This is a genomic window from Streptomyces sp. NBC_01520, assembly GCF_045040375.1.
GTDB lineage: Bacteria > Actinomycetota > Actinomycetes > Streptomycetales > Streptomycetaceae > Streptomyces.
The window spans coordinates 6,480,639-6,505,336 of record NZ_CP109404.1 but is presented as its reverse complement, the minus strand read 5'-3'; the positions used below and the strand labels follow the sequence as shown (position 1 = coordinate 6,505,336).

Genomic DNA, 24,698 nt, shown 5'->3' with positions numbered 1-24,698 from the left:
CGGCTATTGTCCCGCCTCGCTCCGAGTGCCCTGAACCCGGGTCGGCGTGGCGATGATCTCCTCCGTGTGATCCTTCGTGTTCCCCTCCGCGATCCCGCCCGTGAGGTACCGGGCGATCTCGTCCGCGGCCTGCCGTGCGCTCGCGACGCAGGCCGGGATGCCGACGCCGTCGTACACCGCTCCGCACACCCGCAGCCCCGGCAGTCCGGCGACCTCGGCGCGGATCCGGGCGACCCGGGTCAGATGCCCCACGGGGTACTGCGGCAGTCCGCCGATCCACCGGGTCACCTCGGTGTCGACGGGGCGGGCCTTCAGCCCGGTCGCGGCGGCGAGGTCGCTCAGCGAGACGTCGACGAGTTCGGAGTCCTCGCGGTGAAGGTGCTCCTCCTCACCGTATCGGCCGACGGAGGTGCGCAGCACGAAGAGGTCGGGGGCGGCGTCGGCGACCCACTGCCACTTGTTGCTGGAGAAGGTCGACGCCTTGATGGTGCGTCCGTCGACGGGCGGGACGAGGAAGCCCGAACGCCCTTGCAGCGCCGGGGTACCCGCGATGTCGGAGCGCCGGAAGGCAAGGGTGACCAGGGCCATCGAGGCGTACTCGACAGCGGCCAGCTCGACGGACGCGGCCGGGCTCTCCGCGGCGAGCAGCGTGGACGCCGACCAGGCAGGGGTGGCCAGGACGATGCCGTCGGCGGCGATCACCCGGGTGTCGGTGCGTACGTCCCAGCCCTGCGCGGTCCGGGTCAGCCCGAGTACGGGGGTGGCGAGGAGGATCTCCGCCCCTCCGGCGCGCACGGCGTCGGCCACGGCGTCCGGCAGGGTGCCGATGCCGCCGTCGATGCCCTGGAAGACCGGTCCGGTCTGCTGCCGGGCGGCCGCCCGCTCCTGGACGCGCCGGACACCGTCGAGGAGCGAGCCGCCCTCCTTCACGGCCTCGAAGAGCTGCGGTACGGCGGCGCGCATCGAGATCCGGTAGGCGTCGCCCGCGTACACCCCGCCGAGCAGCGGCTCCACGAGCCGGTCGACGACCTCGCGGCCGATCCGGTCGGCGACGTACGCGCCGACCGCGACGTCCTCGCCGACGGCGGTCGGGGTGAGGTCGCGTTCCTGGGCGATCCTGGCCAGTCCCTCGGGGGAGAGCACACCGCTGAGCGCGTCCGGGTCGCCGGGCACGCCCATCACATGGCCCTTGGGCATGGGGCGCAGGGCGTCGCGGGTCCAGACCGAGGCGGTGGCGGTGGCGGGCGGCTGCAGCCGGTCGCCGAGGCCGACGGCGGTGGCGAGCTCGACCGCCTCGGGGCGGCGGGCGAGCATCGACTCGGCGCCGAGGTCGACCCGGGTGCCCGCGATCTCGCCGGTCATCAGCTTGCCGCCGAGCCGCCCGGTCGCCTCCAGGACGGTGACCCGGAGACCGGTGAAGAGCAGCCGGTGGGCGGCGGCAAGTCCGGCGATGCCACCGCCGACGACGACGACATGGCCCGTACGCGTGGTGTCGCGCTGAAGAGGAGACTGCATGGGTCCACTCTCTCAAACCGTTACCGGGTCCCGAACGTGACCACTTCGAAACCGCTGGAAGGCAACCCGCGCAGGGGTCCCGTACGTCGAACCGGCACCACCGACAACGGCCCTGGGGGGACTCGTCATGAAGATCGACCACCACGTGGACAACCGTCCACCCGCACGCCCGCTCCCGCGTCCCGCACGCCGTTCGCGCGCCGCCCTGGCCGCCGGGGTGCTCGTCGTGCTGCTCGGTACCGGTGCGTGCGGTGCCGCCGACGACAGTTCGTCGAGCGACAAGGGTGTCGCCGCCGCCGACCAGAGGGGGCTGGGCTCCGGCGCGGAGTCGGACAGCAAGGAGGCGGCCAAGTCCGGGGCAGGCGCCTCGGCCGCACCGAAGCCGGGGGCGGCGGTCGCGGTCCATGTCATCCGCACGGCAACCCTCGACATCGAGGTGAAGAGCGTGCCGAAGGCGGTCGCCACCGCCCGCGGGGTGGCGGAGGGGGCCGGGGGGCTCGTCTCGGAGGAGACCACGGAACGCGTCGACGACACCCACGAGATGTCGCACCTCGTGCTGCGCGTGCCCCAGGAGCGTTACGACGCGGTGCTGCGCGAGCTCGCGGGGACCGGGAAGCTCCGGTCCCGTACGTCGAACGCGAAGGACGTCACCGGCCAGGTCGTCGACGTGGAGAGCCGGATCGCCACCCAGCGGGCGAGCGTCGTCCGGGTCCGGGACCTGATGGACAAGGCTGAGAAGCTCACCGACGTGGTGACGCTGGAGGGCGAACTGAGCAGGCGTCAGGCCGATCTGGAGTCGCTGCTCGCCCAGCAGGCGTCCCTGAAGGACCGCACCTCGCTGGCGACGATCACGCTCGAACTCGGCGAGCCGTACGAGGACGGGAAGGATCCCGAGGACGAGGACACGGGCTTCCTGGACGCGCTGGCCGGCGGCTGGGACGCGTTCGTGACGATGCTGCGGTGGATCGCGGTGGCGATCGGTGCCACGGCTCCGTTCCTGGCCGCGGCGGCCGTCCTGGCGGTCCTGTGGCGGCTGCTCCGCGGTCGTCTGCCGCGACGTCACCGGCCGGCCCCGTCCACGACGGTGCCCCCGGCTCCGGAGGCCCCGTCGGCACCATGAGCGCCGTAGCGTGGGCTCCCTGACACTGCGGCGAAGGGACCCGGCATGGCGGCGGAACGACTGGTGGTCATCGGGGGCGACGCGGCGGGCATGTCCGCCGCGTCGCAGGCCCGCAGGCTCAAGGGGCCGGACGACCTGGAGATCGTCGCCTTCGAACGCGGCCACTTCACCTCGTACTCCGCCTGCGGCATCCCGTACTGGGTGAGCGGCGACGTCGAGGAGCGTGACGACCTCGTCGCCCGTACGCCCGAGGAGCACCGGGCCCGTTCCATCGACCTGCGGACCCGCACCGAGGTGACGGAGATCGACGTCGCCGGGCGGCGGGTGCGGGCACTGGACCGGGACGGCGGGCAGACGTACTGGACCGGCTACGACAAGCTGGTGATCGCGACGGGAGCCCGCCCGGTCCGGCCCGGGCTGCCCGGGATGGACGCCCCGGGGGTGCACGGGGTCCAGACGCTGGACGACGGCCAGGCGCTCCTGGACTCGCTGGACCGGGCCCCCGGGCGCCGGGCGGTGGTGATCGGGGCGGGCTACATCGGCGTCGAGATGGCCGAGGCGATGCTGAAGCGCGGCTTCGAGGTGACGGTGCTCAACCGCGGCGCGCAGCCCATGGCGACCCTCGACCCCGACATGGGCCGTCTCGTCCACGAGGCGATGGACGGGCTGGGCATCACCACGGTGAACGGCGCCGCGGTCACCCGTATCCACACCGGCCCGGACGGCCGTGCCGCCGCTGTGGCCACGGACGACGCGAGCTATCCGGCGGACGTGGTGGTGCTCGGCATCGGCGTCGAGCCGGAGACCGCCCTGGCCCGCGCGGCCGGTCTGCCGCTCGGCCCGCACGCCGGCCTGCTGACCGATCTGTCGATGCGGGTCGTGGGCCACGACGACATCTGGGCGGGCGGCGACTGCGTGGAGGTCCTGGACCTCGTGGCGGGCCGCACCCGCCACATCGCGCTGGGCACCCACGCCAACAAGCACGGCCAGATCATCGGGGCCAACGTCGGCGGCGGCTACGGCACCTTCCCGGGCGTGGTCGGTACGGCGGTGAGCAAGGTCTGCGACCTGGAGATCGCCAGGACCGGGCTCCGCGAGAAGGACGCGCGTGCGGTCGGCCTGCGGTACGTCACGGCGACGATCGAGTCGACGGGGCGGGCGGGCTACTACCCGGGAGCGCGGCCGATGACGGTGAAGATGATCGCCGAGTACCGGACCGGCCGGCTCCTCGGCGTGCAGATCGTGGGCCGCGACGGGGCCGCCAAGCGCGTGGACGTCGCGGCGGTGGCGCTCACCGCCGGAATGACGGTGGAGGCCATGACCGCGCTCGACCTCGGTTACGCCCCGCCGTTCTCCCCGGTCTGGGACCCGGTCCTGGTGGCGGCCCGCAAGGCGGTGACGGCGGTACGGAAGGCGGGCACGGCCTGAACCGCGAAGGCCGGCCTGAACCGCGAAGGCCGGGCCGAACCGCGAAGGGCCGGGCCGCGTCCCCTCGTGGAATGCCCGTCGGTTCGAACCCGAGGGGCCCCGGATGTCCGTACCCGGCCTGTCCCCTCCTGGTGCTGGGGGCTGCCGCCCGTGTGGGCCTCGGCGTCCTCCTGGGCAGCAGCAGCCCGCGTCTTCCTGCCCGCCGGGTCAACCGCTCCGGCCGCAACTGCCCGAACTGCGGCAGCGGTTTCCGGGTGAGGGCGGTCGTCCCCGACGACCGTCCCGACGGCATGCTGGAGTGCCGGGCCTGTTCCCGGGTCCGGGACCCGGAGTGGCACCGCGCCTGAGTCAGCGTGCCGTCTGCTCGTGGACGTACTCCACGAGCCGGGTCAGCGCGTCCGGGTCGGTCGTCGGCATGACCCCGTGGCCCAGGTTGAAGATGTGGCCCTCCAGGCCGGCGGCTGCGTCGAGCACCTCGCGGGCCTTCGCCTCCACCGCCTCCGTCGGTGCGAACAGCACCGCCGGGTCGAGGTTGCCCTGGAGGGCCTTGCCGGGCCCGACCCGGCGGGCGCCCTCGTCCATCGGGACCCGCCAGTCGACGCCGACGACGTCCGCGCCGGCCTCGCCCATGAGGCCGAGCAGTTCACCGGTGCCCACGCCGAAGTGGATCCGCGGAACGCCGTACGACGCGACGGCGTCGAACACCTTCGCGGAGGCCGGCATCACGGAGCGGCGGTAGTCGGCAGGGGCCAGGGCGCCCACCCAGGAGTCGAAGAGCTGGACCGCCGAGGCGCCCGCCTCGATCTGGACCTTCAGGAACGCCCCGGTGATCGCCGCGAGCCGGTCGAGCAGGTCGGCCCAGAGCTCCGGGTCGCCGTACATCATGGCCTTGGTGCGCTCGTGGTTGCGGGACGGGCCGCCCTCCACCAGGTAGCTCGCGAGAGTGAACGGCGCTCCGGCGAAACCGATCAGCGGCGTCGCGCCCAGCTCGGCGGTGAGCATGCCCATGGCCTCGGTGACGTACGGGACGTCCTCGGGCGTGAGGTCGCGCAGCCTGGCCAGGTCGGCGCGGGTGCGGATCGGCTCGGCGATCACCGGGCCGATGCCGGGCTTGATGTCGAGGTCGATGCCGATGGCCTTGAGCGGTACGACGATGTCGCTGAAGTAGATCGCGGCGTCGACCTTGTGGCGGCGTACGGGCTGCAGGGTGATCTCGGTGACGAGCTCCGGCATCATGCAGGAGTCGAGCATCGCGACGCCTTCGCGGACCTTCAGGTACTCGGGGAGTGAGCGCCCCGCCTGGCGCATGAACCACACCGGGGTGTGCGGCACGGGCTCACGCCGGCACGCCTTGAGGAAGGCCGACTCATGGGTGGCGGATGTCGTCTGCAGGCCCGAGGGGCTGTCGTTGGCACTCACACCCGGAATCTTCGCACGCATGCGGAACGAGCCCGACCCCGCAGGGGTGTCCCTCCCTGCGCGAGGCTCCGGTTCCGCCTACTCTTCCCGGCATGGCTCCGGCTCAGGGACAATTCTCCGATCATTCCGATGGCGCTGCTACCGAGGAGAGCGGTGGGGACGATTCCGTCCCACCCGCCTTCCGTTCGGCGGTCGACGCGCTGCGCTCCGCCCGCCTGCGCCCCGAACTGGAGGTCGAGCCGACGCGGCCGCCCCAACGCCTCGCCCCGCACGCGTACGCCCTGGAGGCCGCGGTCGTGGACGGTGAGGACGATCTCGCCGACGGCCGTCTCGTGCTGCTGCACGATCCGTCCGGGCACGACACCTGGCAGGGCACCTTCCGGCTGGTGACGCTGGTCCGGGCCGAGCTGGAACCGGAGATGGCGGCCGACCCGCTGCTGCCCGAGGTGTGCTGGTCCTGGCTGACGGGTGCGCTGGACGCGCGGGGCCTGTCGTACGGGGAAGCGGGCGGGACGGTGACGCGTGCCGGATCGCACTACTTCGGCGCGCTGGGCGCGCGGCGCCCGGCGACGCAGATCGAGATCCGGGCCTCCTGGACGCCACGGGAGGGGCGTGGCGGCGTGCCGGACACGGCGGCGCACCTGGCCGCGTGGGGCGACCTGCTGTGCCAGCTCGCCGGTCTGCCGCCGTCGGGGACGGCCGACGCGGCGGTCGTGACGCTGCCCCAGCGGCGGGGCCCCCGGAAGCCCTGACGCAGTGTCACCTTCGGGAGGGAGCCGGTCACGCAAGCACCGGCTCTCTTTTCGTACAATCGATCGCGCGTCCTATTTGCCCGAATTGTTACTCACTAAATCGTGATCTTCCCCTAAAGGAGGACGCGCCTGCTGCCGAAGAGGTCAATGACCCTTCAAGCACGGTTCGCCCCGGCTTCATCCCCGAGCCGGCCCGTACCGCCACTCCCCAGGAGGCCTGGTGTCCGTTCTCCTCGAGCAGCCCGCAAGCCTGGTCGCCTACCGCCCGAACAAGCCGACGGCCATGGTCGTCGTGGCCGACCCGCGCGTCCGTTCCACCGTCACCCGCCATCTGTGGGCACTCGGAGTTCGTGACGTCATCGAGGCGTCGTCCATCGCGGAGGCCCGCCCCCGCGTCGGCAACCCGCGCGACATCTGCGTTGCCGACGTCCACCTGCCCGACGGTTCCGGGCTGACCCTGCTGTCCGAGACCCGAGCCGCCGGCTGGCCGAACGGCCTCGCCCTCTCCGCCGCCGATGACATCGGCGCGGTTCGCAACGCCCTCGCGGGCGGCGTGAAGGGCTACGTCGTCACCGGCACCCGTACCAACATCGGCCACCCCTCCCGACCCGGTGTCGCCCCGATCGGCGCCAACGCAGCCCGCATGCACCGCAGGCCTCCCGGTTCTCCGAGCCACCCGGGCGGCTACCGCGAACTGTCCGGACGTGAGGTGGAGGTGCTCCGCCTGGTCGCCGAAGGCCAGTCCAACAAGGCCATCGGCGTCTCGATGGGCCTCTCCGCACTCACCGTCAAGAGCCACCTCGCCCGCATCGCCCGCAAGCTCGGCACCGGAGACCGCGCAGGAATGGTCGCCGTGGCCCTGCGGACGGGCATCATCCACTGACCCCCGCTCCCCGCCGGTACGTGCAGCGATGCGTACCCGGCCGGTTTACGTGCATCGGCACCCGTCGGCGGAACGTTACGTCGACGGGTGCCGCACATACACAGATACCCTTGGCATGTGACCGACGCCCAAGAGACCGCAGCAGACACTTCACTGCGAACCACCGGGGGCGCTCCCCCGGACGACGTCGCCCCGGCGCCGACCCCCTTGCTCGAACCGCGCGAGGGCATTCCCCCGGTGGTGGCGACCGACGACGCGCTGGCCGAAGTGATCGCGGCCTTCGCCGCGGGCACCGGCCCCGTCGCCGTCGACGCCGAGCGCGCCTCCGGCTACCGCTACGGGCAGCGCGCCTACCTCGTGCAGCTGCGCCGCGAGGGCGCGGGCAGCGCGCTGATCGACCCGGTCGGCTGCCCCGACCTCTCGGGCCTGGGCGAGGCCCTCACCGGCACCGAGTGGATCCTGCACGCCGCAACCCAGGACCTGCCCTGCCTCCGTGACATAGGCATGATCCCGACCTCGCTCTTCGACACCGAGCTCGCCGGACGGCTGGCGGGATTCCCGCGGGTCGGTCTCGGCGCCATAGTGGAGAACGTCCTCGGCTACGCGCTGGAGAAGGGCCACTCCGCGGTCGACTGGTCCACCCGTCCGCTGCCCGACCCCTGGCTGCGCTACGCCGCGCTCGACGTCGAACTGCTGGTCGACCTGCGCAACGCCCTGGAGGAGGAGCTCGACCGGCAGGGCAAGCTGGAATGGGCCCTGGAGGAGTTCGACGCGATCGCCACGGCGCCTCCCGCCCCGCCGCGCAAGGACCCCTGGCGCCGCACCTCCGGCATGCACAAGGTGCGCCGCCGCCGCCAGATCGCGGTCGTACGGGAGCTGTGGACCGCCCGTGACCAGGTCGCGCAGCGCCGTGACATCTCGCCCGGCAAGGTGCTCGGCGACGCCGCGATCATCGAGGCTGCCCTCGCCCTCCCGGTGAACGTACAGGCCCTCACCGCGCTGCCCGGCTTCGGCCACCGCATGGGGCGCCGCCAGCTGGAACAGTGGCAGGCGGCCGTCGACCGGGCCAAGGAGCTGCCCGAGTCGGAGCTCCCGCAGCCCGGCCAGCAGCCCGCCGGACCGCCACCGCCCCGCTCCTGGGCGGACAAGGACCCGGCCGCCGCGGCCCGCCTGTCGGCGGCCCGCACGGCGGTGTCGGAGCTCGCGGAGCGGCTGCACATGCCGCAGGAGAATCTGATCACCCCGGACACCGTGCGCCGGCTCTGCTGGGAGCCGCCGCGGGGCCTGACGCCGGACGGGGTCGAGGAAGCGCTCGCCGGATACGGCGCCCGCCGCTGGCAGATCGAGCAGGTCGGCCCGCTGCTGCTGCGGGCCCTGGACGCGAGCGCCTGACCACGTACGTACGCCCGGGGGGAGCGGATGACGGCAGGCGGGTTCGACGACTGGATACGCGCGTTCGAGGACGCGTGGGAGCGCCGGGCCGGGCAGGGGGATCCGGAGTGGGAGCCGGGTGCCCTGCTGCCGCCGCCGGTCCGGCGCAGTGTGCGGCGTTTCCAGGTCGGTGAGGACGGGGACGGCGCGAATCTGATCGCCAAGGCGGAGGCCGCGGGGGACTCCGCGTACGCGTCGGCGGTCCGTTTGTTCGTCGACGAGGAGCGAAATCACGCCAGGTTGCTCGCGCTGCTGCTGGCCGCGGGCGGGGCGTCCACGCTCCGTTCGCACGGGAGCGACCGGGTCTTCGTGGCGCTGCGCAGACTGCTGGGTCTGCGGCTGGAGCTGCTGGTCCTGATGATCGCGGAAGTGATCGCGCTGCGTTACTACCGGGCCCTGCGCGACGGTACGGCCGACGCGCTCACCCGTGAGGTGGCGGGGCGGATCCTCGCCGACGAGGAGCGGCACGTGCCGTTCCACTGCGCACGCCTGCGCCGTGCGCTCGGCCCGCTCCCCCGCCCCGTGCGCGCCCTGGCCACGCTCGGCTGGCGGACGGCCCTCGGCGCCGTCGCCCTGGTCGTCGCGTGGGGCCACGGTCCCGCGCTGCGGCATCTGGGGGTGCGGAGGCGCGGGTTCGTCGCCGAGGTGGTCCGGTCCTCGCACCCGATCGCCGCGGACATGGTGCGCGGGAGGGCCGTACGGGCAGTGTGTGACATGTGACCTTCGCCGCTCCGCCCGCAGGGGGTGGGCAGTCTGGTTACTCGCAAGTAGCATGTGGGGGGCGGCGCGCTCCTGGGCGCGCCCCGCAGCAGTGCCATCCCGCACCCTGGAGGAGAGCCACCGTGCCTCGTACCATCCGGGACGTCGTCTTCGTCGACGGCGTCCGCACCCCGTTCGGCAAAGCGGGCCCGAAGGGCATCTACCACGAGACCCGCGCCGACGATCTCGTCGTGAAGGCCATCCGGGAGCTGCTGCGCCGCAACCCGGACCTGGACCCCGCGAAGATCGACGAGGTCGCCATCGCCGCGACCACGCAGATCGGCGACCAGGGCCTCACGCTCGGCCGCACCGCCGGAATCCTGGCCGGTCTGCCGCAGTCGGTCCCCGGCTACTCCATCGACCGCATGTGCGCGGGCGCCCTGACCGCCGTCACGGCGACGGCCGGTTCCATCGCCTTCGGCGCGTACGACGTCGTCGTCGCCGGTGGTGTCGAGCACATGGGCCGCCACCCGATGGGCGAGAGCGTGGACCCGAATCCGCGTCTCGTCTCGGAGAAGATGGTCGACGAGTCCGCCCTGTTCATGGGCATGACCGCGGAGAACCTGCACGACAGGTACCCCTCGATCACCAAGCAGCGCGCCGACGAGTACGCGGTCCGCTCGCAGGAGAAGGCCGCCAAGGCGTACGCCGACGGCAAGATCCAGCAGGACCTGGTGCCGGTCGCCGTGCGCCGCACCAACGCGGAGGCCGGTGAGACGGGCTGGGGCCTGGTCACCGCCGACGAGCCGATGCGCCCGGGCACCTCGATGGAGTCCCTGGCCGGTCTGAAGACCCCGTTCCGCGCCCACGGCCGCGTGACGGCCGGCAACGCCGCGGGTCTCAACGACGGCGCCACCGCCTCGCTGCTCGCCGCCGAGGACGTCGCCCGCGAGCTGGGCCTCCCGGTCAAGATGCGTCTCGTCTCGTACGCCTTCGCGGGCGTCGAGCCGGAGGTCATGGGCTACGGCCCGATCCCGGCGACGGAGAAGGCCCTGTCCAAGGCCGGTCTCTCCATCTCCGACATCGGTCTCTTCGAGATCAACGAGGCCTTCGCCGTGCAGGTGCTCGCGTTCCTGGAGCACTACGGCATCGCCGACGACGACGCGCGCGTCAACCAGTACGGCGGCGCGATCGCCTACGGTCACCCGCTGGCCTCCTCCGGCGTCCGCCTGATGACTCAGCTGGCCCGCCAGTTCGAGGAGCAGCCGGAGGTCCGCTACGGCCTGACGACGATGTGCGTCGGCTTCGGCATGGGCGCCACGGTCGTCTGGGAGAACCCGAATTTCGACGGAGGCAACAAGTGAGCACCACCACCACTGAGCTTCTGAAGGGCGCGGCCGAGCTGTTCCCCGGTGAGGTCGTCACGCAGGCGCACGTACGCCACCTCGACCTTCCGGGCGGTGCGGGCCGGTTCGCCCTCATCACGCTGGACAACGGCTTCGACCACACCAAGCCGACCACCATCGGCCCGCAGTCGCTGGCGAATCTGAACGCCGCCGTCGACCAGGTCGAGAAGGAGGCCGCCGAGGGCGCGATCACCGGTGTGGGCATCACCGGCAAGCCGTTCATCTTCGCGGTCGGCGCCGACCTCAAGGGCGTCGAGCTGCTGAAGAAGCACGAGGACGCGCTGGCCATCGGCAAGGGCGGCCACGACGTCTTCCGCCGGCTGTCCGGCCTCGCGGTACCCACGTTCGCGTACTACAACGGCGCGTCGATGGGCGGCGGTGTCGAGATCGGCCTGCACTGCTCGTACCGCACCGTGTCCACGGCGATCCCCGCGTTCTCGCTGCCCGAGGTCTTCCTCGGTCTGGTCCCCGGCTGGGGCGGCTGCGCGCTGCTCCCCAACCTGATCGGTGCCGACCGTGCCGTCTCGGTGATCATCGAGAACTCGCTGAACCAGAACCGCCAGCTCAAGGGCAAGCAGGTCTTCGAGCTCGGGATCGCCGACGCCCTCTTCGAGGGTGCGGACTTCCTGGAGCAGTCGCTGCTCTGGACCGCTTCCGTGCTCAACGGCACGGTCACGGTGGAGCGTCCCGAGGTCGACCGTGGTGACGCCTGGGACCAGGCCGTCGCCCGTGGCCGGGCCATCGCCGACTCCAAGGTGCACGGCGCGGCCCCGGCCGCGTACCGCGCGCTGGAGATCATCGCGGCGGCCAAGGACGGCGACCTGGGTGCCGGCTTCGACGCCGAGGACCAGGCCCTCGCGGACCTGATCACGGGCGGCGAACTGCGCTCCGGGATCTACTCCTTCAACCTGGTCCAGAAGCGCGCCAAGCGCCCGGCCGGTGCCCCGGACAAGGCCCTGGCCCGTCCGGTCACCAAGGTCGGTGTGGTGGGCGCGGGCCTGATGGCCTCGCAGCTCGCCCTGCTGTTCCTGCGCCGCCTGGAGGTCCCGGTCGTCCTCACGGACATCGACCAGGCGCGTGTCGACAAGGGTGTGGGTTACGTCCACGCCGAGATCGAGAAGCTGCTCGGCAAGGGCCGTATCAACCAGGACAAGGCGAACCGGCTGAAGGCCCTGGTCTCCGGTGTGCTGGACAAGGCGGAGGGCTTCTCCGACGCCGACTTCATCATCGAGGCCGTCTTCGAGGAGATCGGCGTCAAGCAGCAGGTGTTCGCGGAGGTCGAGGCGGTCGCCCCGGCGCACGCGATCCTCGCCACCAACACCTCGTCCCTCTCGGTCACCGAGATGGCGTCGAAGCTGAAGAACCCCGAGCGGGTCGTCGGCTTCCACTTCTTCAACCCGGTCGCGATCCTCCCGCTCCTGGAGATCGTCCGCGGTGAGCAGACCGACGACGCCTCGCTGGCCACGGCCTTCGGTGTCGCCCGCAAGCTGAAGAAGACCGCGGTCCTGGTGAAGGACGCCCCGGCGTTCGTCGTCAACCGCATCCTCACCCGCTTCATGGGCGAGATCCAGAACATCATCGACGAGGGCACCCCGGTCGAGACGGCGGAGAAGGCCATCGAGCCCCTCGGCCTGCCGATGTCCCCGCTGGTGCTGCTGGAGCTGGTCGGCCCGGCGATCGGTCTGCACGTCTCCGAGACCCTGAACCGCGCCTTCCCGGACCGGTTCACCGTCTCCGGGAACCTGGCCGCGGTGGTCAAGGCCGGCAAGCGCGGCTTCTACGTCTACGATTCCGGCAAGCCGGAGCTGGACCCCGAGGTCGCCGCCCTCCTGAAGCAGGGCGACACCGTCCTGACCGAGGAGCAGGTCCGCGACCGCGTCCTGGACGCGGTGGCGCAGGAGATCGGCCTGATGCTGGCCGAGGGCGTCGTCGCCGAGGCCCAGGACATCGACCTCTGCCTGATCACCGGCGCGGGCTGGCCCTTCCACCTGGGCGGCATCACGCCGTACCTGGACCGCGAGGGCGTCTCCGAGCGGGTCAACGGGAAGCGGTTCCTGGCGCAGGGCGTGGCGAGCGTCCCGGCGTAGCATCTGCCTGACGCGCGAAGGGGTACGGCCCGGACACCGGGCCGTACCCCTTCGTCGTTCGACGGGCCTGTGCGGGCGGGCATCATCCCCGTCACCCAGCGTGAGAAGCAAGACTCCACCTCCGTAGCCCGTCATCTGTGTGCCGAAGGCCGAGAACCTGGCAAGGTCGAGATGCCGGAACTCCGGGTCACCCTGTACCCGGGCAACGCCGGCAAGAACGTGCACATGCTCCAGCGGCACGAGGTCAAGCACGTCTTCATCGGCCACGGCGACAGCGACAAGCTGGCCAGCAGCAACCGCGTCAGCAAGGTATTCGACGAGATCTGGGTGGCCGGCCGTGCCGGACGCGACCGGTACGAGCGCATCAAGCACGCGGTCTCCTCCCACCAGATCGTCGAGGTCGGACGTCCGCAGCTGATGCCGCTGCGCCGCTGGACGGGCTCGGTCGCCAACGAGACACCCACCGTGATCTACGCCCCCACCTGGGAGGGCTGGACCGACGACGCCTGCTACACGTCGGTCATCCCCGCGGGTGAGCACCTCATCCGCACCCTGCTCGGCCACGAGCGGCAGCTGCGGATCATCTACAAGCCGCACCCGCTGACCGGCACCCGCTCCCCCGCCGCCGCGGCGCACCGGCGCATCATCGCGCTGCTCCAGGACGACAACGCCCGCCGGTCCGGCCGGAAGGTCATGGACTCCAAGACCGCCACCCGCAGGCTGGCGCGCATCGACAAACGCCTCGCCGCGCTCCAGGAGCGCGGTGTCCGTTCCAGGTACCCGGACCTCACCGAGGAGGAGCGGACCACCCGGATCCGTAAGTTCCGCGACCAGGCCGGCTCGCTCTACTGGGACGCGCTGCCCGCCGACGCGCACCACGTGGTGACCGAGCGGGTTCCCACGCTGTACGACTGCTTCAACCACTCGGACCTGCTCATCGGCGACATGTCGAGCGTGGTCTCGGACTTCGTGGCGACCCGGAAGCCCTACGCGATCTTCAATATGGAAGGTCTCCCGGACGCCGAGTCCAGGACCGAGCAGCGGACCGCGTACGCGTCGTACCTCCTCGACTCCGAGTGCAACGGCCTGGAGATGGCCCTGGACGCCATGCTCTCCAGGGACCAGGACGTCATGGCCCGTACCGGGAGCAGCTGAAGGAATACCTGCTCGGTCCGGACCATCCTCCGTCGACGGTCCGCTTCGCCCAGGCGGCGAACGATCTCCACCTCCGCGGGCTCAGGGACTTCCCCGTCGAGTACCCGGCGCAGGAAGCCCTGAAGTCTCAGCCGCACCAGCCCGCCTGACGGGCCCTCCGCATCCACCCTCACCCCTTCCAGGAAGCAGGAACGTCTTGAGCATCCGCGCCACCCGTCGCCGTACGGTCGCAGTTGTCCTCGCCGGTGGCACCGGGCAGCGCATCGGTCTCTCCATTCCGAAGCAGCTCCTGAAGATCGCGGGGAAGCCCGTCCTCGAACACACCCTGCAGATCTTCGAGAACGCTCCGGACATCGACGACATCGTCGTCCTGGTCCTGCCCGCCGGCCGGTCCCGGCAGAACGCGGCAACTACCTGCCCATCGGGCTCAAGCCCGCTTCCTGAGCCCGGCAGGGGCAGGACACGCGGGAGGGCACCCACGGGCGTGGGTGCCCTCCCGCGTGTCCTGCTCTTCAGACCCGGACGGAGGGGTCCAGGGCCAGACCGGGCTCACGGTTCTGGCGTGCGATGTGCAGTGCCCCGTCCTTGCCGATGAGTGCGAGCACCACCCGCCCGTACGCGTCGTACGCGAGGGCGGGGCCGCCTGTGCAGTACTCGCCCGTGGGGGACCACCACACACCGCCGCCCTCGTTCTCCGTACCGCACGCGGTGAGCATGACCTGGCCGTCGTGCGCGCTGTGGGCGAGCACCGTGCAGTCGTAGCCGTCGAGCATGGTCCGCAGGACGGCGACCGTTCCGGTGGACGCGGAGCCGCCCAGCGGGATCGCCCAGGTCCCGGGCCGGTAGGCCACGACCCCTCCCGTGGAGTCGTCCGCCCAGTAGTACGTGACCCTGTCCTGGGCGGTCTCCAGGGCGACGGCGCTGCCGGGGGTGTGCGCGAAGGGGATGTCCTGGTCCTGCTGGTAGGCACCGCCGGGCTCCCGGCTCAGGCGCGGGGTCACTCCGGCCCCGGGGACCAGCACCTCCACCCGGCCGGAGGCGGTGGTGACCGTGGCCGTGCCGTCCTGGACCCGCCGGACCTTCAGGTCGCGCCAGGCCTCCCACTTGCCGTCGGGCCTCTCGCACCGGACGAGCAGGGCGCCGCCCTCGTTGCGTACGAAGACGTGCAGTGTCCCCGTCTCGCTCACGGCCGCGGCCGGCACACCGAGGAGAGCCGCCTTGGGCCGTTCCTTGTGCGGGTTGCCGAGGGGGCGCCACTGGGTGACGGGGCGGCCGGTCTGGAACTGGGTGGCGGTCACCAGGTCGACGACCGGCGGGCCGTCGTGCTTCTCCACGGCGCGCCTGCCCACGAAGTGGACGAATCCGTCGGCTCCCTGGGCCACCGTCAGGGAGGTGAGGTGCGGGACGGGAACGAGCTCGGGGCCCGCCCACACGGAGCCCCCGGGGCGTTCCTCCGTCCAGCGGAGCATTCCTTCGTCGGCCAGGGCGTACGCGCTGAGCCGGCCGTCCTTGCCCAGGACGAGCCAGCGGCCGCCCGCCACCTCTCGCACCATGTGATGCGCGCGGGCGCCGGGGCCTTCGGGCCCCTGGGCCGAGGCCCTGTCCTGGGTGACGCGCCTGGATCTGACCGGCATGGCGTGAGGTTGTCCTTCCCGAGCTTCTCGGCCCCGCGTCCGGGAACGCCCTGCGCTCCGGCACGCGGCCGACCGAACACGCCCCATCATAGAATCCCCGCTCGCCCCGGGATCCGGCGCTCCCCACGTCCTCGGGCGTTCACCGAAGGGGCAGCCCTATCACGCGTTGTGGAACATTCCGGGAGATCACGCCGAAGTTTGTGTGAAGAAGAACACAAGAATCGAATATATTTCTATAGTTCACACTCAGCCCTCCCCCACACGCGTGGACCGGCCCCACCCGAGTCCCCAACTTGCCCCCAGCCCTTCGGGGCGATGAGACCAAGGGACTCTCGCAGGATGAGCCACGACGCCACGCCCCCGGGCCGGTCCGCCTCACGGCGGGCGGAGCCCTCGAACCGGGGACGGAAGAAGGAACGCAAGCGCCGCCGCGGCCTCAAGATCACGCTCGGGGTCCTGCTGGTCCTCGTGCTCGCGGGCGGCGGCACCGCGTACTGGATGTACAGCAGCCTCGACAGCAACATCAAGGGCGTCGACATCAACAAGGCGCTCGGCGAGGACCGCCCCGAGAAGCTGCCGACCGCCGGGCAGAACCTCCTCGTCCTCGGCTCCGACTCGCGCGCGGGCGCCGAGAACAAGGAGCTCGGTGGTGGCGGCGACGTGGGCGGGGCGCGCTCCGACACCGCGATGGTGGTGCACATACCCGAGGGCCGGACCGAGGCCGTCGCCGTGTCCATTCCGCGCGACACCCTGGTGACCCGGCCCGCGTGCACGAAGGCCGACGGGACCGAGGTCCCGTCCGCGGAGCGCAGGATGTTCAACTCCGTGTACTCCGAGGTCGGCCCGGCCTGTGTGGTCAAGACCGTGGAGAAGATGTCCGGGGTCCGCATCGACCACTACATGGAGATCAACTTCGCCGGGTTCAAGGACCTCGTCGACGCGATCGGCGGCGTCACCGTCGAGGTCGGGGAGCCGATCCACGACAAGGCGTCGGGGCTCGACCTGGCCGCCGGTTCGCACAAGCTCGACGGCACCGAGTCCCTCGCCTACGTCCGGACCCGGCACGGTGTCGGCGACGGCAGCGACCTGGGCCGGATCGGGCTGCAGCAGCAGTTCCTGTTCTCGCTGCTGACCGAGATCAAGTCGCAGGACCTGCTGGGCAGTCCGACGACGGCCTACAGGATCGCCAGTTCGGCCACGAAGTCGCTCACCACCGACGAGGGGCTGGCCTCGCTGACCTCCCTCACCGAGTTCGCCCGCTCGATGAACGGCGTAGACCCCTCCTCCATGGAGACGATCATGCTGCCGGTTGCGTACGACAAGCAGGACCCGAACCGGGTGGTGGCGGCGGAGCCGCAGGCAGGTGACCTCTGGAAGGCGATCCGTACGGACGCCACGATCCCGGAGTCCGCGAAGAAGTCCCCCGCGACCGGCGGCTGAGTCCGTGTCACCCTGACGGGGTGACGAACGAACAGGCCCTGGTGATCGTCGACGCCGCCAACGTGGTGGGGTCCGTGCCGGACGGCTGGTGGCGGGACCGGGGCGGCGCGGCCGAGCGGCTGCGGGACTCCCTCGTCCCGTACGCCGCCGACGGCCTGCCCGGGCATCCCGGTCCCGTCGAGGTCGTCCTGGTCGTCGAGGGCGCGGCCCGGGACGTGGCCTCCGTGCCGGGCGTCCGGGTGGAGTCCGCGCCCGGCTCGGGCGACGACCTGATCGCCGGGCTGGTCGCCGGCTGGGCCGCCGGTCCGGACGCGGACCGCGACTGCGTCGTCGTCACGGCCGACCGGGGGCTGCGGCAGCGGGTCGGGGCGTACGGGGCCCGGTGCGCGGGCCCGCGTACGGTACGGCCGCTGCCGCCCTCGCGCGGGGCCTGAGCGGGAGTCAGACCTCCTTCGCCATACGGCTGTTCCTGCGCCCGTACGCGAAGTAGATGATCACCCCGAGCACCATCCAGATCCCGAACCGGAGCCAGGTCTCGGCCGGCAGGTTCAGCATCAGCCAGACCGAGGCGGCCACCGAGACGATCGGGAGCAGCGGTACCCACGGGGTGCGGAAGGCGCGGTGCAGGTCGGGGCGGGTGCGGCGCAGGACGATGACGCCGAGGGCGACGACCACGAAGGCGAAGAGCGTGCCGATGTTCACCAGGGTGGCCAGCTCGTTGATGCTCGTGAAGCCGGCCACGATCGCGATGATCACGCCGAGCAGGATGGTCGGCCGGTACGGGGTGCCGAAGCGCGGGTGCGTGACCGAGAAGAACCGCGGGAGCAGGCCGTCGCGGCTCATCGCGAAGAACACCCGGGTCTGGCCGAGGAGCAGGATCATGCAGACCGTGGTGAGGCCGATCGCGGCGCCGAAGCTGATGACTCCCGCGTAGAAGGGGTGCCCGACCGCCTTGAAGGCGTCGGCCAGTGGGGCACTGACCGAGAGTTCCGAGTAGTGCTGCATGCCGGTGACCACGATCGACACGGCGACGTAGAGCAGGGTGCAGATGAGGAGCGAGGCCAGGATGCCGCGCGGCATGTCCCGCTGCGGGATCTTCGTCTCCTCGGCGGCGGTGGCCACGACGTCGAAGCCGATGAAGGCGAAGAAGACGACGGAGGCCGCGGTGAAGATGCCCATGACGCCGAAGTTCGTCGGTTCGTAGCCGAAGATCAGCTGCACCAGCGGGGCGTCCAGGCCTGAACCGGCCGGCTGGGGCTCCGCCTCGGGGATGAACGGCGAGTAGTTGGACGCCTTGATGAAGAACATCCCCGCGACGATGACGATCCCGACGACGGCCAGTTTGATGGCGACCACGACCGTGGTCACCCGTGCGGAGAGTTTCATCCCGAGCACCAGGATGACGGTCAGGATCAGCACCAGGGCGAACGCCAGGATGTCGAAGCCGAATCCGCTGGCCACGTCCGGGCCGGAGAGCCCTTCCGGCATCGTCCAGCCCACGTTGTCCATGAGCGAGCGGACGTAGCCGGACCAGCCGACGGCCACCACCGCCGTGCCCAGCGCGAATTCGAGCACCAGGTCCCAGCCGATGATCCAGGCCACCAGCTCGCCCAGCGAGGCGTAGGAGAAGGTGTACGCCGATCCCGCCACGGGGACGGTGGAGGCGAATTCGGCGTAGCACAGGGCCGCGAGTGCGCACACGATTCCGGCGGCCACGAAGGCGAGGGCGGTGGCGGGGCCCGCCGTCTCCTTGGCGACCTTGCCCGTGAGGACGAAGATGCCGGTGCCGATGATGACACCCACCCCGAAGACCGTGAGGTCCAGCGCGGAGAGCGACTTCTTGAGCGAGTGCTCCGGCTCCTCCGTATCCCTGATCGACTGTTCGACCGTCTTCGTCCGAAACAGTGTGTTCACCGGTCTGCCTCCGTGATGTCCGTCGCCGTCCTCGCGTTACCCGAATCACGGTCATGATCGAGAGGACGCGCGGCCGGGGGGCGGCAGGAGGGCGCGATTCACCCGATGGGGCCCGGGAGAGGGAAGTCCGGTCGGCCGAACGGAGTAACGGCACCGGCGCGGGGGCGCATACGGCAGTGCGCCCCCGCCGTCCGGGGACGGCGGGGGCGCACTGTCGTGTGCCGTAGGACTCGGCGGTCCGATCAGTCGCGGGCGGGCTCCACCGCGCGGCTCTCGTAGCGGCCGTCGAGCTTGGCGACCAGACCGGTGACCTGACGGGCGATGTCCGGCGCGGTCAGCCCGATCTCGGCCATGACCTCGCCGCGGGAGGCGTGGTCGAGGAAGACCGGCGGGATGCCGAAGTCGCGCAGTGGTACGTCGACCCCGGCGTCACGCAGTGACTGGGCGACGGCGGAGCCGACGCCGCCCGCCCTGCTGTTGTCCTCGACGGTGACGACGACGCGGTGCCGTGCGGCGAGCGGGGCGAGTGCCTCGTCGACGGGCTTGACCCAGCGCGGGTCGACCACCGTCGTGGAGATGCCCTGCGCGTCCAGCAGCGCGGCGATCTCCAGGCACATCGGGGCGAGCGCGCCGACGGAGACCACGAGGACGTCCGGAGCGTCCGTGCCCGCGTGGCGCAGCACGTCCATGCCGCCGACGGTGCCGACGGCCTTGACCGCCGGGCCGACCGCGCCCTTGGAGAAGCGGACGACGGTCGGCGCGTCGTCGACGTCGACGGCCTCGCGCAGCTGGGCGCGGACCTGGTCGGCGTCGCGCGGGGCGGCGATGCGCAGCGTCGGCACACACTGCAGGATCGACATGTCCCACATGCCGTTGTGCGAGGCGCCGTCCGTGCCGGTGACTCCGGCCCGGTCCAGGACGAAGGTCACTCCGCACCTGTGCAGGGCGACGTCCATCAGGACCTGGTCGAAGGCGCGGTTGAGGAAGGTGGCGTAGACCGCGAAGACGGGGTGGAGTCCGCCGGTGGCGAGGCCCGCCGCGGAGACCGCGCCGTGCTGCTCGGCGATCCCGACGTCGTAGATCCGGTCCGGGAAGGCTTCTTCGAACCTGCCGAGGCCGACGGGCTGGAGCATGGCCGCGGTGATGGCGACGATGTCCTCGCGCTCGTGGCCGAGCTTGACCATCTCCTCGCCGAAGACCGAGGTCCAGTCGAGGCCGGAGGTGGAGATGGGCAGGCCGGTGTCGGGGTGGATCTTGCCGACGGCGTGGAAGCGGTCGGCCTCGTCCTGGAGCGCGGGGGTGTAGCCGCGGCCCTTCTCGGTGAGGCAGTGCACGATGACCGGGCCGCCGAAGCGCTTGGCACGCGTCAGCGCGGATTCCAGGGCTTCGATGTCGTGGCCGTCGATGGGTCCGACGTACTTCAGGCCGAGGTCCTCGAACATGCCCTGCGGGGCGATGAAGTCCTTGAGCCCCTTCTTCGCGCCGTGCAGGGTCTCGTACAGCGGCCTGCCGACGACCGGCGTGCGCTCCAGGAGGTCCTTGCCGCGGGCCAGGAACCGCTCGTACCCGTCGGTCGTGCGCAGGGTGGCGAGGTGGTTCGCGAGGCCGCCGATGGTCGGGGCGTACGAGCGCTCGTTGTCGTTGACGACGATGACGAGGGGGCGGTCCTTGGCGGCGGCGATGTTGTTCAGCGCCTCCCAGGCCATGCCGCCGGTGAGTGCGCCGTCACCGATGACGGCGACGACGTGGTCGTCCTTCCTCAGGACCTCGTTGGCCTTGGCGAGGCCGTCGGCCCAGCCGAGCACCGTCGAGGCGTGCGAGTTCTCGATGACGTCGTGCTCGGACTCGGCGCGGGACGGGTATCCGGAGAGGCCGCCCTTGCTCTTGAGCTTCGAGAAGTCCTGCCGGCCGGTGAGCAGCTTGTGCACATAGCTCTGGTGGCCGGTGTCAAAGAGGACCTTGTCCCGCGGCGACTCGAACACCCGGTGCAGGGCGATGGTCAGCTCGACCACGCCCAGGTTCGGGCCGAGGTGGCCGCCGGTCTTGGACACTGCGTCGACGAGGAAGGTACGGATCTCCTCGGCGAGCTGGTCCAGCTGCTCAAGGCTGAGCCGGTCCAGGTCGCGCGGTCCCCTGATGCGGGTCAGCAGATCCACCCGTGCCTCCTTGCGTGTGAGCTGGTCGAGCGTGTCGATCCGATGAGTCTAATGTTCCGCCGGCGGCCGCGGTCATCGGGCGGCGCATTGGTCCGCGCCGCGTCGCGGCGGACATGCCTGTGCCCGGCGTCACGGGGACGCCGGGCACGGGTGTGCAGGTACGGACGGTCAGGCGCGGCCTGCGGTCTTCTGCGTCTTGCGGGTGACGGAGTCGATGACGACCGTGATGAGAAGAACAGCGCCGGTGATCATGTAGTTGATCGGTGTGGCGATGCCTTCCAGTGCAAGGCCGTACTGGATCGAGACGATCACCATGACGCCGAGGAGCGCGTTCCAGGTACGGCCCCGGCCTCCGAAGAGGCTGGTTCCGCCGATGACGGCCGCGGCGATGACGTTCATCAGGAGGTCGCCGCCGCCGGAGCCCTGGTTGGCCGCCGCGATCTTGGAGGCCCAGAACAGGCCGCCGATCGCCGCGAAGGTGCCCGCGATGGCGAAGACCGAGACGCGGATGGCGGTGACGTTGATGCCCGCGCGGCGGGACGCCTCGACGCTGCCGCCGAGCGCGAAGATCTTCCGCCCGTAAGAGGTGCGGCGCAGGACGAAGTCCGTACCGACCAGGACGACGAGGAAGAGGACCAGGGCCAGCGGGAGGCCGCGGTACTGGTTGAACATGAACGCCGCGCCGAAGGCGAACACCGCGAGGACGACGGTGCGGACCAGGATGTCGACGATCGGCCGCGACGGGACGCCCGCGGCCTCACGGCGGCGGGTGTCCAGGAACGCGGAGAGGAAGTAGCCGATCACCGCGACGGCGGCGAGGCCGTAGGCGGCGGCGACGTCCGCGAAGTAGTACGTGGTCAGCTTGCCGACGACTCCGTCGCTGTCCAGGTTGATCGTGCCCGTGTCACCGAGCAGCTGGAGCATGAAGCCCAGCCAGAACAGCAGACCGGCCAGGGTCACCGCGAAGGCGGGGGCGCCGATCCGTGCGAAGAAGAAGCCGTGGATGGCTCCGATGACCGCGCCGCTGAGGATCGCGACGAGGACGGCGAGCCACTCGTTCATGCCGTGCGTGACGCTGAGCACGGCGACGACCGCGCCCGAGACACCGCTGACCGAGCCGACCGAGAGGTCGATCTCGCCGAGGAGCAGCACGAAGATGATGCCGACGGCCATCATGCCGGTGGCCACCATCGTCACGGCGATGTCGCTGATGTTCTTCGCCGAGAGGAATTCGGAGTTCAGGCTCTGGAAGACCACGCCGATGATGATCAGGCCGATGATCACGGGGATCGAGCCGAGGTCACCACCGCGCATCTTGCGCTTGAACTCGGTGAGGTAGCCACCGAGGCCCTGCTCGCGCACGAGGAGCCGGGGGTCGACCGCGGTGTCGGCGCCCTTGGCGGCCTCCGGGTTGACCACTGCGGTGGACGTCTTGTCGGTTGTCACTTCTGGACCTCCGCGTTGCGCGCCGCACGACGGGTCACGGCGTTCTCCGTGGCGCCGGTGATGGCGGAGATGATCTCTTCCTGCGAGGTGGTCTTCACGTCGAAGACCCCGTTGTTCCGGCCCAGCCGGAGCACGGCGACCTTGTCCGCGACGGCCTTCACATCGGCCATGTTGTGGCTGATGAGGATGACCGCGTGGCCCCGCTCGCGCAGCCGCTCGACGAGGTCGAGGACCTGCGCGGTCTGCTCGACACCGAGTGCGGCGGTGGGCTCGTCGAGGATGACGAGCTTGGGCTCACCCAGCATCGAACGGGCGATGGCGACGGTCTGGCGCTGACCGCCGGAGAGCGAGGCGATCGGGATGCGGACGCTGGGGATGCGGATCGACAGCGTGCTGAGGAGCTCGCGGGAGCGGCGCTCCATCTCGACCTCGTCGAGGATTCCGAACTTGCGGAGCTCCCGGCCGAGGTAGAGGTTGCCGACGACGTCGATGTTGTCGCAGAGCGCGAGGTCCTGGTAGACGGTCGCGATCCCGAGGTTCTGGGCATCGTGCGGCTTGTTGATCTGGACCTGCCGGCCGTCCCACTCGATGACTCCGTCATCGATGGGGTGGACTCCGGCGATCGTCTTGACCAGCGTTGATTTTCCGGCTCCGTTGTCACCCACCAGGGCGACCACCTCACCGGCGTGGACCTCAAGCTCGACGTCGGTGAGCGCCTGGACGGCACCGAATCGCTTGGAGACCCCTCGCAACGCCAACACGGGCGTAGCGGACACGTGAACCATCTCCTTCGCCGCCTGACCCGGCGGGGATACCGCGCCGCCCGAGGGGGGTGCGGTGGTTGAGCAGAAGAGTGAGAAACAGCGGAAGCGTTCCGTCCGGCGCCCCGCCCGGTAGCGGGACAGTTGGTGGGCGGGGCACCGGACAGGCTTCGGGAGGCCGCGCGGGGCGCCTGTGACAGGCGCCCCGCGGTGGGGGCCTACTTCTTCAGACCGGCGGCGTCGCAGGCGGCCTTGTACTTGGCCGAGCAGATCTCGTCGAACGTGTAGATGCCGTCCTTGATGACCGTGTCGGTGATGTTGTCCTTCGTCAGCGAGACGACCGGGACGAGCACGGTGGGAATGCCCTTCGTGCCGGCGTTGTCGACCTTGGACGTGGCGATGCTGTCGAGCTTCTCGCCCTTGGCGAGCGCGACGGCCATCTCCGCGGCGACGACACCCTCCTGCGGGTACGGCTTGTAGACGCTCATGAACTGCTCACCGGTGACGATGCGCTGGACACCGGCGAGTTCGGCGTCCTGGCCGGTGACCGGCGGGAGCTTGGAGAGACCGGCGGACTTGAGGGCCTGGATGATGCCACCCGCCATGCCGTCGTTGGCGGAGTAGACGCCGGCGATCTTGTCCTTGCCGAGGGCCGTGATCGCGCCCTCCATGTTGGCGTTGGCGTTCTCCGGCTTCCACTCCTTGGTGTCGTACTCCTTGCCGTACGTCACCTTGCCGTCGAGGACGGACTTGGCGCCCTTCTTGAAGAGCGCGGCGTTCGGGTCGGTGATCGACCCGTTCATCATCACGATCGTGGGCTTGCTCGCGGAGCCCAGGGCCTCCAGCAGGGCGGTGCCCTGCACGCGGCCGACCTCTTCGTTGTCGAAGGAGGTGTAGGCGTCGATCGGGCCCTCGGCGAGGCGGTCGAAGGCGACGACGGGGATGCCCGCGTCCTTGGCCTTCTTCACGCTGTTCTCGATCGCCTTGGCGTCGACCGCGTCGACGATGAGCGCGTCGACCTTGTTCGTGATCATGGTGTCGACCTGCTGCGCCTGCAGTGTGGCGTCCTGCTTGGCGTTGGCGTAGACGACCTCGCCCTTGCCGCCGGTCAGCTCGCTGACCTTCTTCTCGATGATCGGCTTGTCGAACTTCTCGTAACGGGCGGTGACGTTCTCGGGCAGAAGCAGCCCGATCTTGACGCCATCACCCTTGTCGCCCGACTCCGTGCTGGTCTTGTCGCCCGACTCCTTGGCGCTGCCACAGGCAGCGAGTGAGACGGCCATCGTGGTGGCGGCAACGGCAACGGCGGCACGACGCATACGCGTGTTCATCTTTCGAACCTCCCTGACGAGGCCGCGACGTTGCGGCCGAGGTGGACGGAAGTCAACTCGGCCGCAACGTCAGCGTCAAGGAGTAAATCCTTAACGAGATGACAACGGTGCCATTCGTTAT

Annotated in this window: 20 protein-coding genes and 1 pseudogene; 13 read left to right on the top strand and 8 right to left on the bottom strand. The window is 70.8% G+C overall.

The features are described from left to right. Window positions 1-3 precede the first annotated feature (3 nt). Complete coding sequence (gene hemG / locus OG524_RS29330) at window positions 4-1,515, bottom strand: protoporphyrinogen oxidase (RefSeq protein WP_405811970.1); 1,512 nt, start codon at window positions 1,513-1,515, stop codon at window positions 4-6. A gap of 127 nt (window positions 1,516-1,642) precedes the next feature. On the opposite strand from hemG, the gene OG524_RS29325 reads away from it, so the two are divergent. The 3 genes from OG524_RS29325 to OG524_RS29315 all read left to right on the top strand — a co-directional run bounded on the left by OG524_RS29325 (window position 1,643) and on the right by OG524_RS29315 (window position 4,410). Beyond that, window positions 1,643-2,635, top strand: coding sequence for a DUF4349 domain-containing protein (locus tag OG524_RS29325; RefSeq protein ID WP_405387708.1), 993 nt, complete (start codon window positions 1,643-1,645; stop codon window positions 2,633-2,635). Between the two features lie 45 nt (window positions 2,636-2,680). Next, entirely contained in the window at window positions 2,681-4,063 is a 1,383-nt protein-coding gene (locus OG524_RS29320) for an FAD-dependent oxidoreductase (protein ID WP_405387709.1), read from the top strand. Window positions 4,064-4,134: 71 nt separating this feature from the next. Next, window positions 4,135-4,410 carry a hypothetical protein gene (locus OG524_RS29315; RefSeq protein ID WP_405387710.1) on the top strand — a complete coding sequence of 92 codons (276 nt, stop codon included), beginning with the start codon at window positions 4,135-4,137 and terminating at the stop codon, window positions 4,408-4,410. 1 nt (window position 4,411) lies between these two features. Here OG524_RS29315 and hemE read toward each other — a convergent pair whose 3' ends face one another. Next, window positions 4,412-5,482, bottom strand: a complete 1,071-nt coding sequence (gene hemE / locus OG524_RS29310) for a uroporphyrinogen decarboxylase (protein WP_405387711.1) — start codon at window positions 5,480-5,482, stop codon at window positions 4,412-4,414. Between the two features lie 92 nt (window positions 5,483-5,574). Here hemE and OG524_RS29305 point away from each other — a divergent pair, with 92 nt between their 5' ends. From OG524_RS29305 to OG524_RS29270, 8 genes and pseudogenes are all read left to right on the top strand, one after another. Then, on the top strand, window positions 5,575-6,234 hold the full coding sequence (locus OG524_RS29305) for a DUF3000 domain-containing protein (protein ID WP_405387712.1): 660 nt from the start codon (window positions 5,575-5,577) through the stop codon (window positions 6,232-6,234). A 220-nt stretch (window positions 6,235-6,454) separates the two neighbouring features. Beyond that, complete coding sequence (locus tag OG524_RS29300; RefSeq protein WP_056791805.1) at window positions 6,455-7,117, top strand: response regulator transcription factor; 663 nt, start codon at window positions 6,455-6,457, stop codon at window positions 7,115-7,117. Between the two features lie 117 nt (window positions 7,118-7,234). Next, window positions 7,235-8,509, top strand: coding sequence for an HRDC domain-containing protein (locus OG524_RS29295; RefSeq protein ID WP_405811969.1), 1,275 nt, complete (start codon window positions 7,235-7,237; stop codon window positions 8,507-8,509). Window positions 8,510-8,536: 27 nt separating this feature from the next. Then, window positions 8,537-9,268, top strand: coding sequence for a ferritin-like domain-containing protein (locus OG524_RS29290; protein WP_405811968.1), 732 nt, complete (start codon window positions 8,537-8,539; stop codon window positions 9,266-9,268). Window positions 9,269-9,390: 122 nt separating this feature from the next. Beyond that, complete coding sequence (locus OG524_RS29285; RefSeq protein WP_405387715.1) at window positions 9,391-10,611, top strand: thiolase family protein; 1,221 nt, start codon at window positions 9,391-9,393, stop codon at window positions 10,609-10,611. Beyond that, entirely contained in the window at window positions 10,608-12,740 is a 2,133-nt protein-coding gene (locus OG524_RS29280; RefSeq protein WP_405811967.1) for a 3-hydroxyacyl-CoA dehydrogenase NAD-binding domain-containing protein, read from the top strand. The genes OG524_RS29285 and OG524_RS29280 overlap by 4 nt, the downstream gene beginning before the upstream one ends. A gap of 171 nt (window positions 12,741-12,911) precedes the next feature. Then, a complete protein-coding gene (locus tag OG524_RS29275) occupies window positions 12,912-13,895 on the top strand; it encodes a hypothetical protein (RefSeq protein ID WP_405811966.1) in 984 nt (327 codons plus the stop codon). 196 nt (window positions 13,896-14,091) lie between these two features. Further along, window positions 14,092-14,277: pseudogene (locus OG524_RS29270) on the top strand (2-C-methyl-D-erythritol 4-phosphate cytidylyltransferase); the annotation flags it as partial. 130 nt (window positions 14,278-14,407) lie between these two features. Here OG524_RS29270 and OG524_RS29265 read toward each other — a convergent pair. Beyond that, window positions 14,408-15,529: a hypothetical protein gene (locus OG524_RS29265; protein WP_405387718.1), complete on the bottom strand. Its 1,122-nt coding sequence runs from the start codon at window positions 15,527-15,529 to the stop codon at window positions 14,408-14,410. Window positions 15,530-15,868: 339 nt separating this feature from the next. On the opposite strand from OG524_RS29265, the gene OG524_RS29260 reads away from it, so the two are divergent. After that, window positions 15,869-16,969, top strand: a complete 1,101-nt coding sequence (locus tag OG524_RS29260; RefSeq protein ID WP_405387719.1) for an LCP family protein — start codon at window positions 15,869-15,871, stop codon at window positions 16,967-16,969. A 20-nt stretch (window positions 16,970-16,989) separates the two neighbouring features. Next, window positions 16,990-17,403: an NTP pyrophosphohydrolase gene (locus OG524_RS29255; protein WP_405811965.1), complete on the top strand. Its 414-nt coding sequence runs from the start codon at window positions 16,990-16,992 to the stop codon at window positions 17,401-17,403. A 7-nt stretch (window positions 17,404-17,410) separates the two neighbouring features. On the opposite strand, the gene OG524_RS29250 is transcribed toward OG524_RS29255, so the two are convergent. From OG524_RS29250 to OG524_RS29230, 5 genes are all read right to left on the bottom strand, one after another. Beyond that, window positions 17,411-18,874 (bottom strand): amino acid permease, encoded by a 1,464-nt coding sequence (locus OG524_RS29250; protein ID WP_405812516.1) that lies wholly within the window; start codon window positions 18,872-18,874, stop codon window positions 17,411-17,413. Between the two features lie 251 nt (window positions 18,875-19,125). Beyond that, window positions 19,126-21,039 carry a 1-deoxy-D-xylulose-5-phosphate synthase gene (gene dxs, locus OG524_RS29245; RefSeq protein WP_405387721.1) on the bottom strand — a complete coding sequence of 638 codons (1,914 nt, stop codon included), beginning with the start codon at window positions 21,037-21,039 and terminating at the stop codon, window positions 19,126-19,128. Between the two features lie 168 nt (window positions 21,040-21,207). Further along, a complete protein-coding gene (locus OG524_RS29240; protein WP_405387722.1) occupies window positions 21,208-22,485 on the bottom strand; it encodes a sugar ABC transporter permease in 1,278 nt (425 codons plus the stop codon). Further along, window positions 22,482-23,270 (bottom strand): ATP-binding cassette domain-containing protein, encoded by a 789-nt coding sequence (locus OG524_RS29235; protein WP_384497907.1) that lies wholly within the window; start codon window positions 23,268-23,270, stop codon window positions 22,482-22,484. The genes OG524_RS29240 and OG524_RS29235 overlap by 4 nt, the downstream gene beginning before the upstream one ends. Before the next feature lie 194 nt (window positions 23,271-23,464). Beyond that, the gene (locus OG524_RS29230) at window positions 23,465-24,577 is read right to left on the bottom strand and encodes a sugar ABC transporter substrate-binding protein (protein WP_405387723.1); all 1,113 of its coding nucleotides are present in this window, start codon (window positions 24,575-24,577) and stop codon (window positions 23,465-23,467) included. Window positions 24,578-24,698 lie beyond the last annotated feature (121 nt).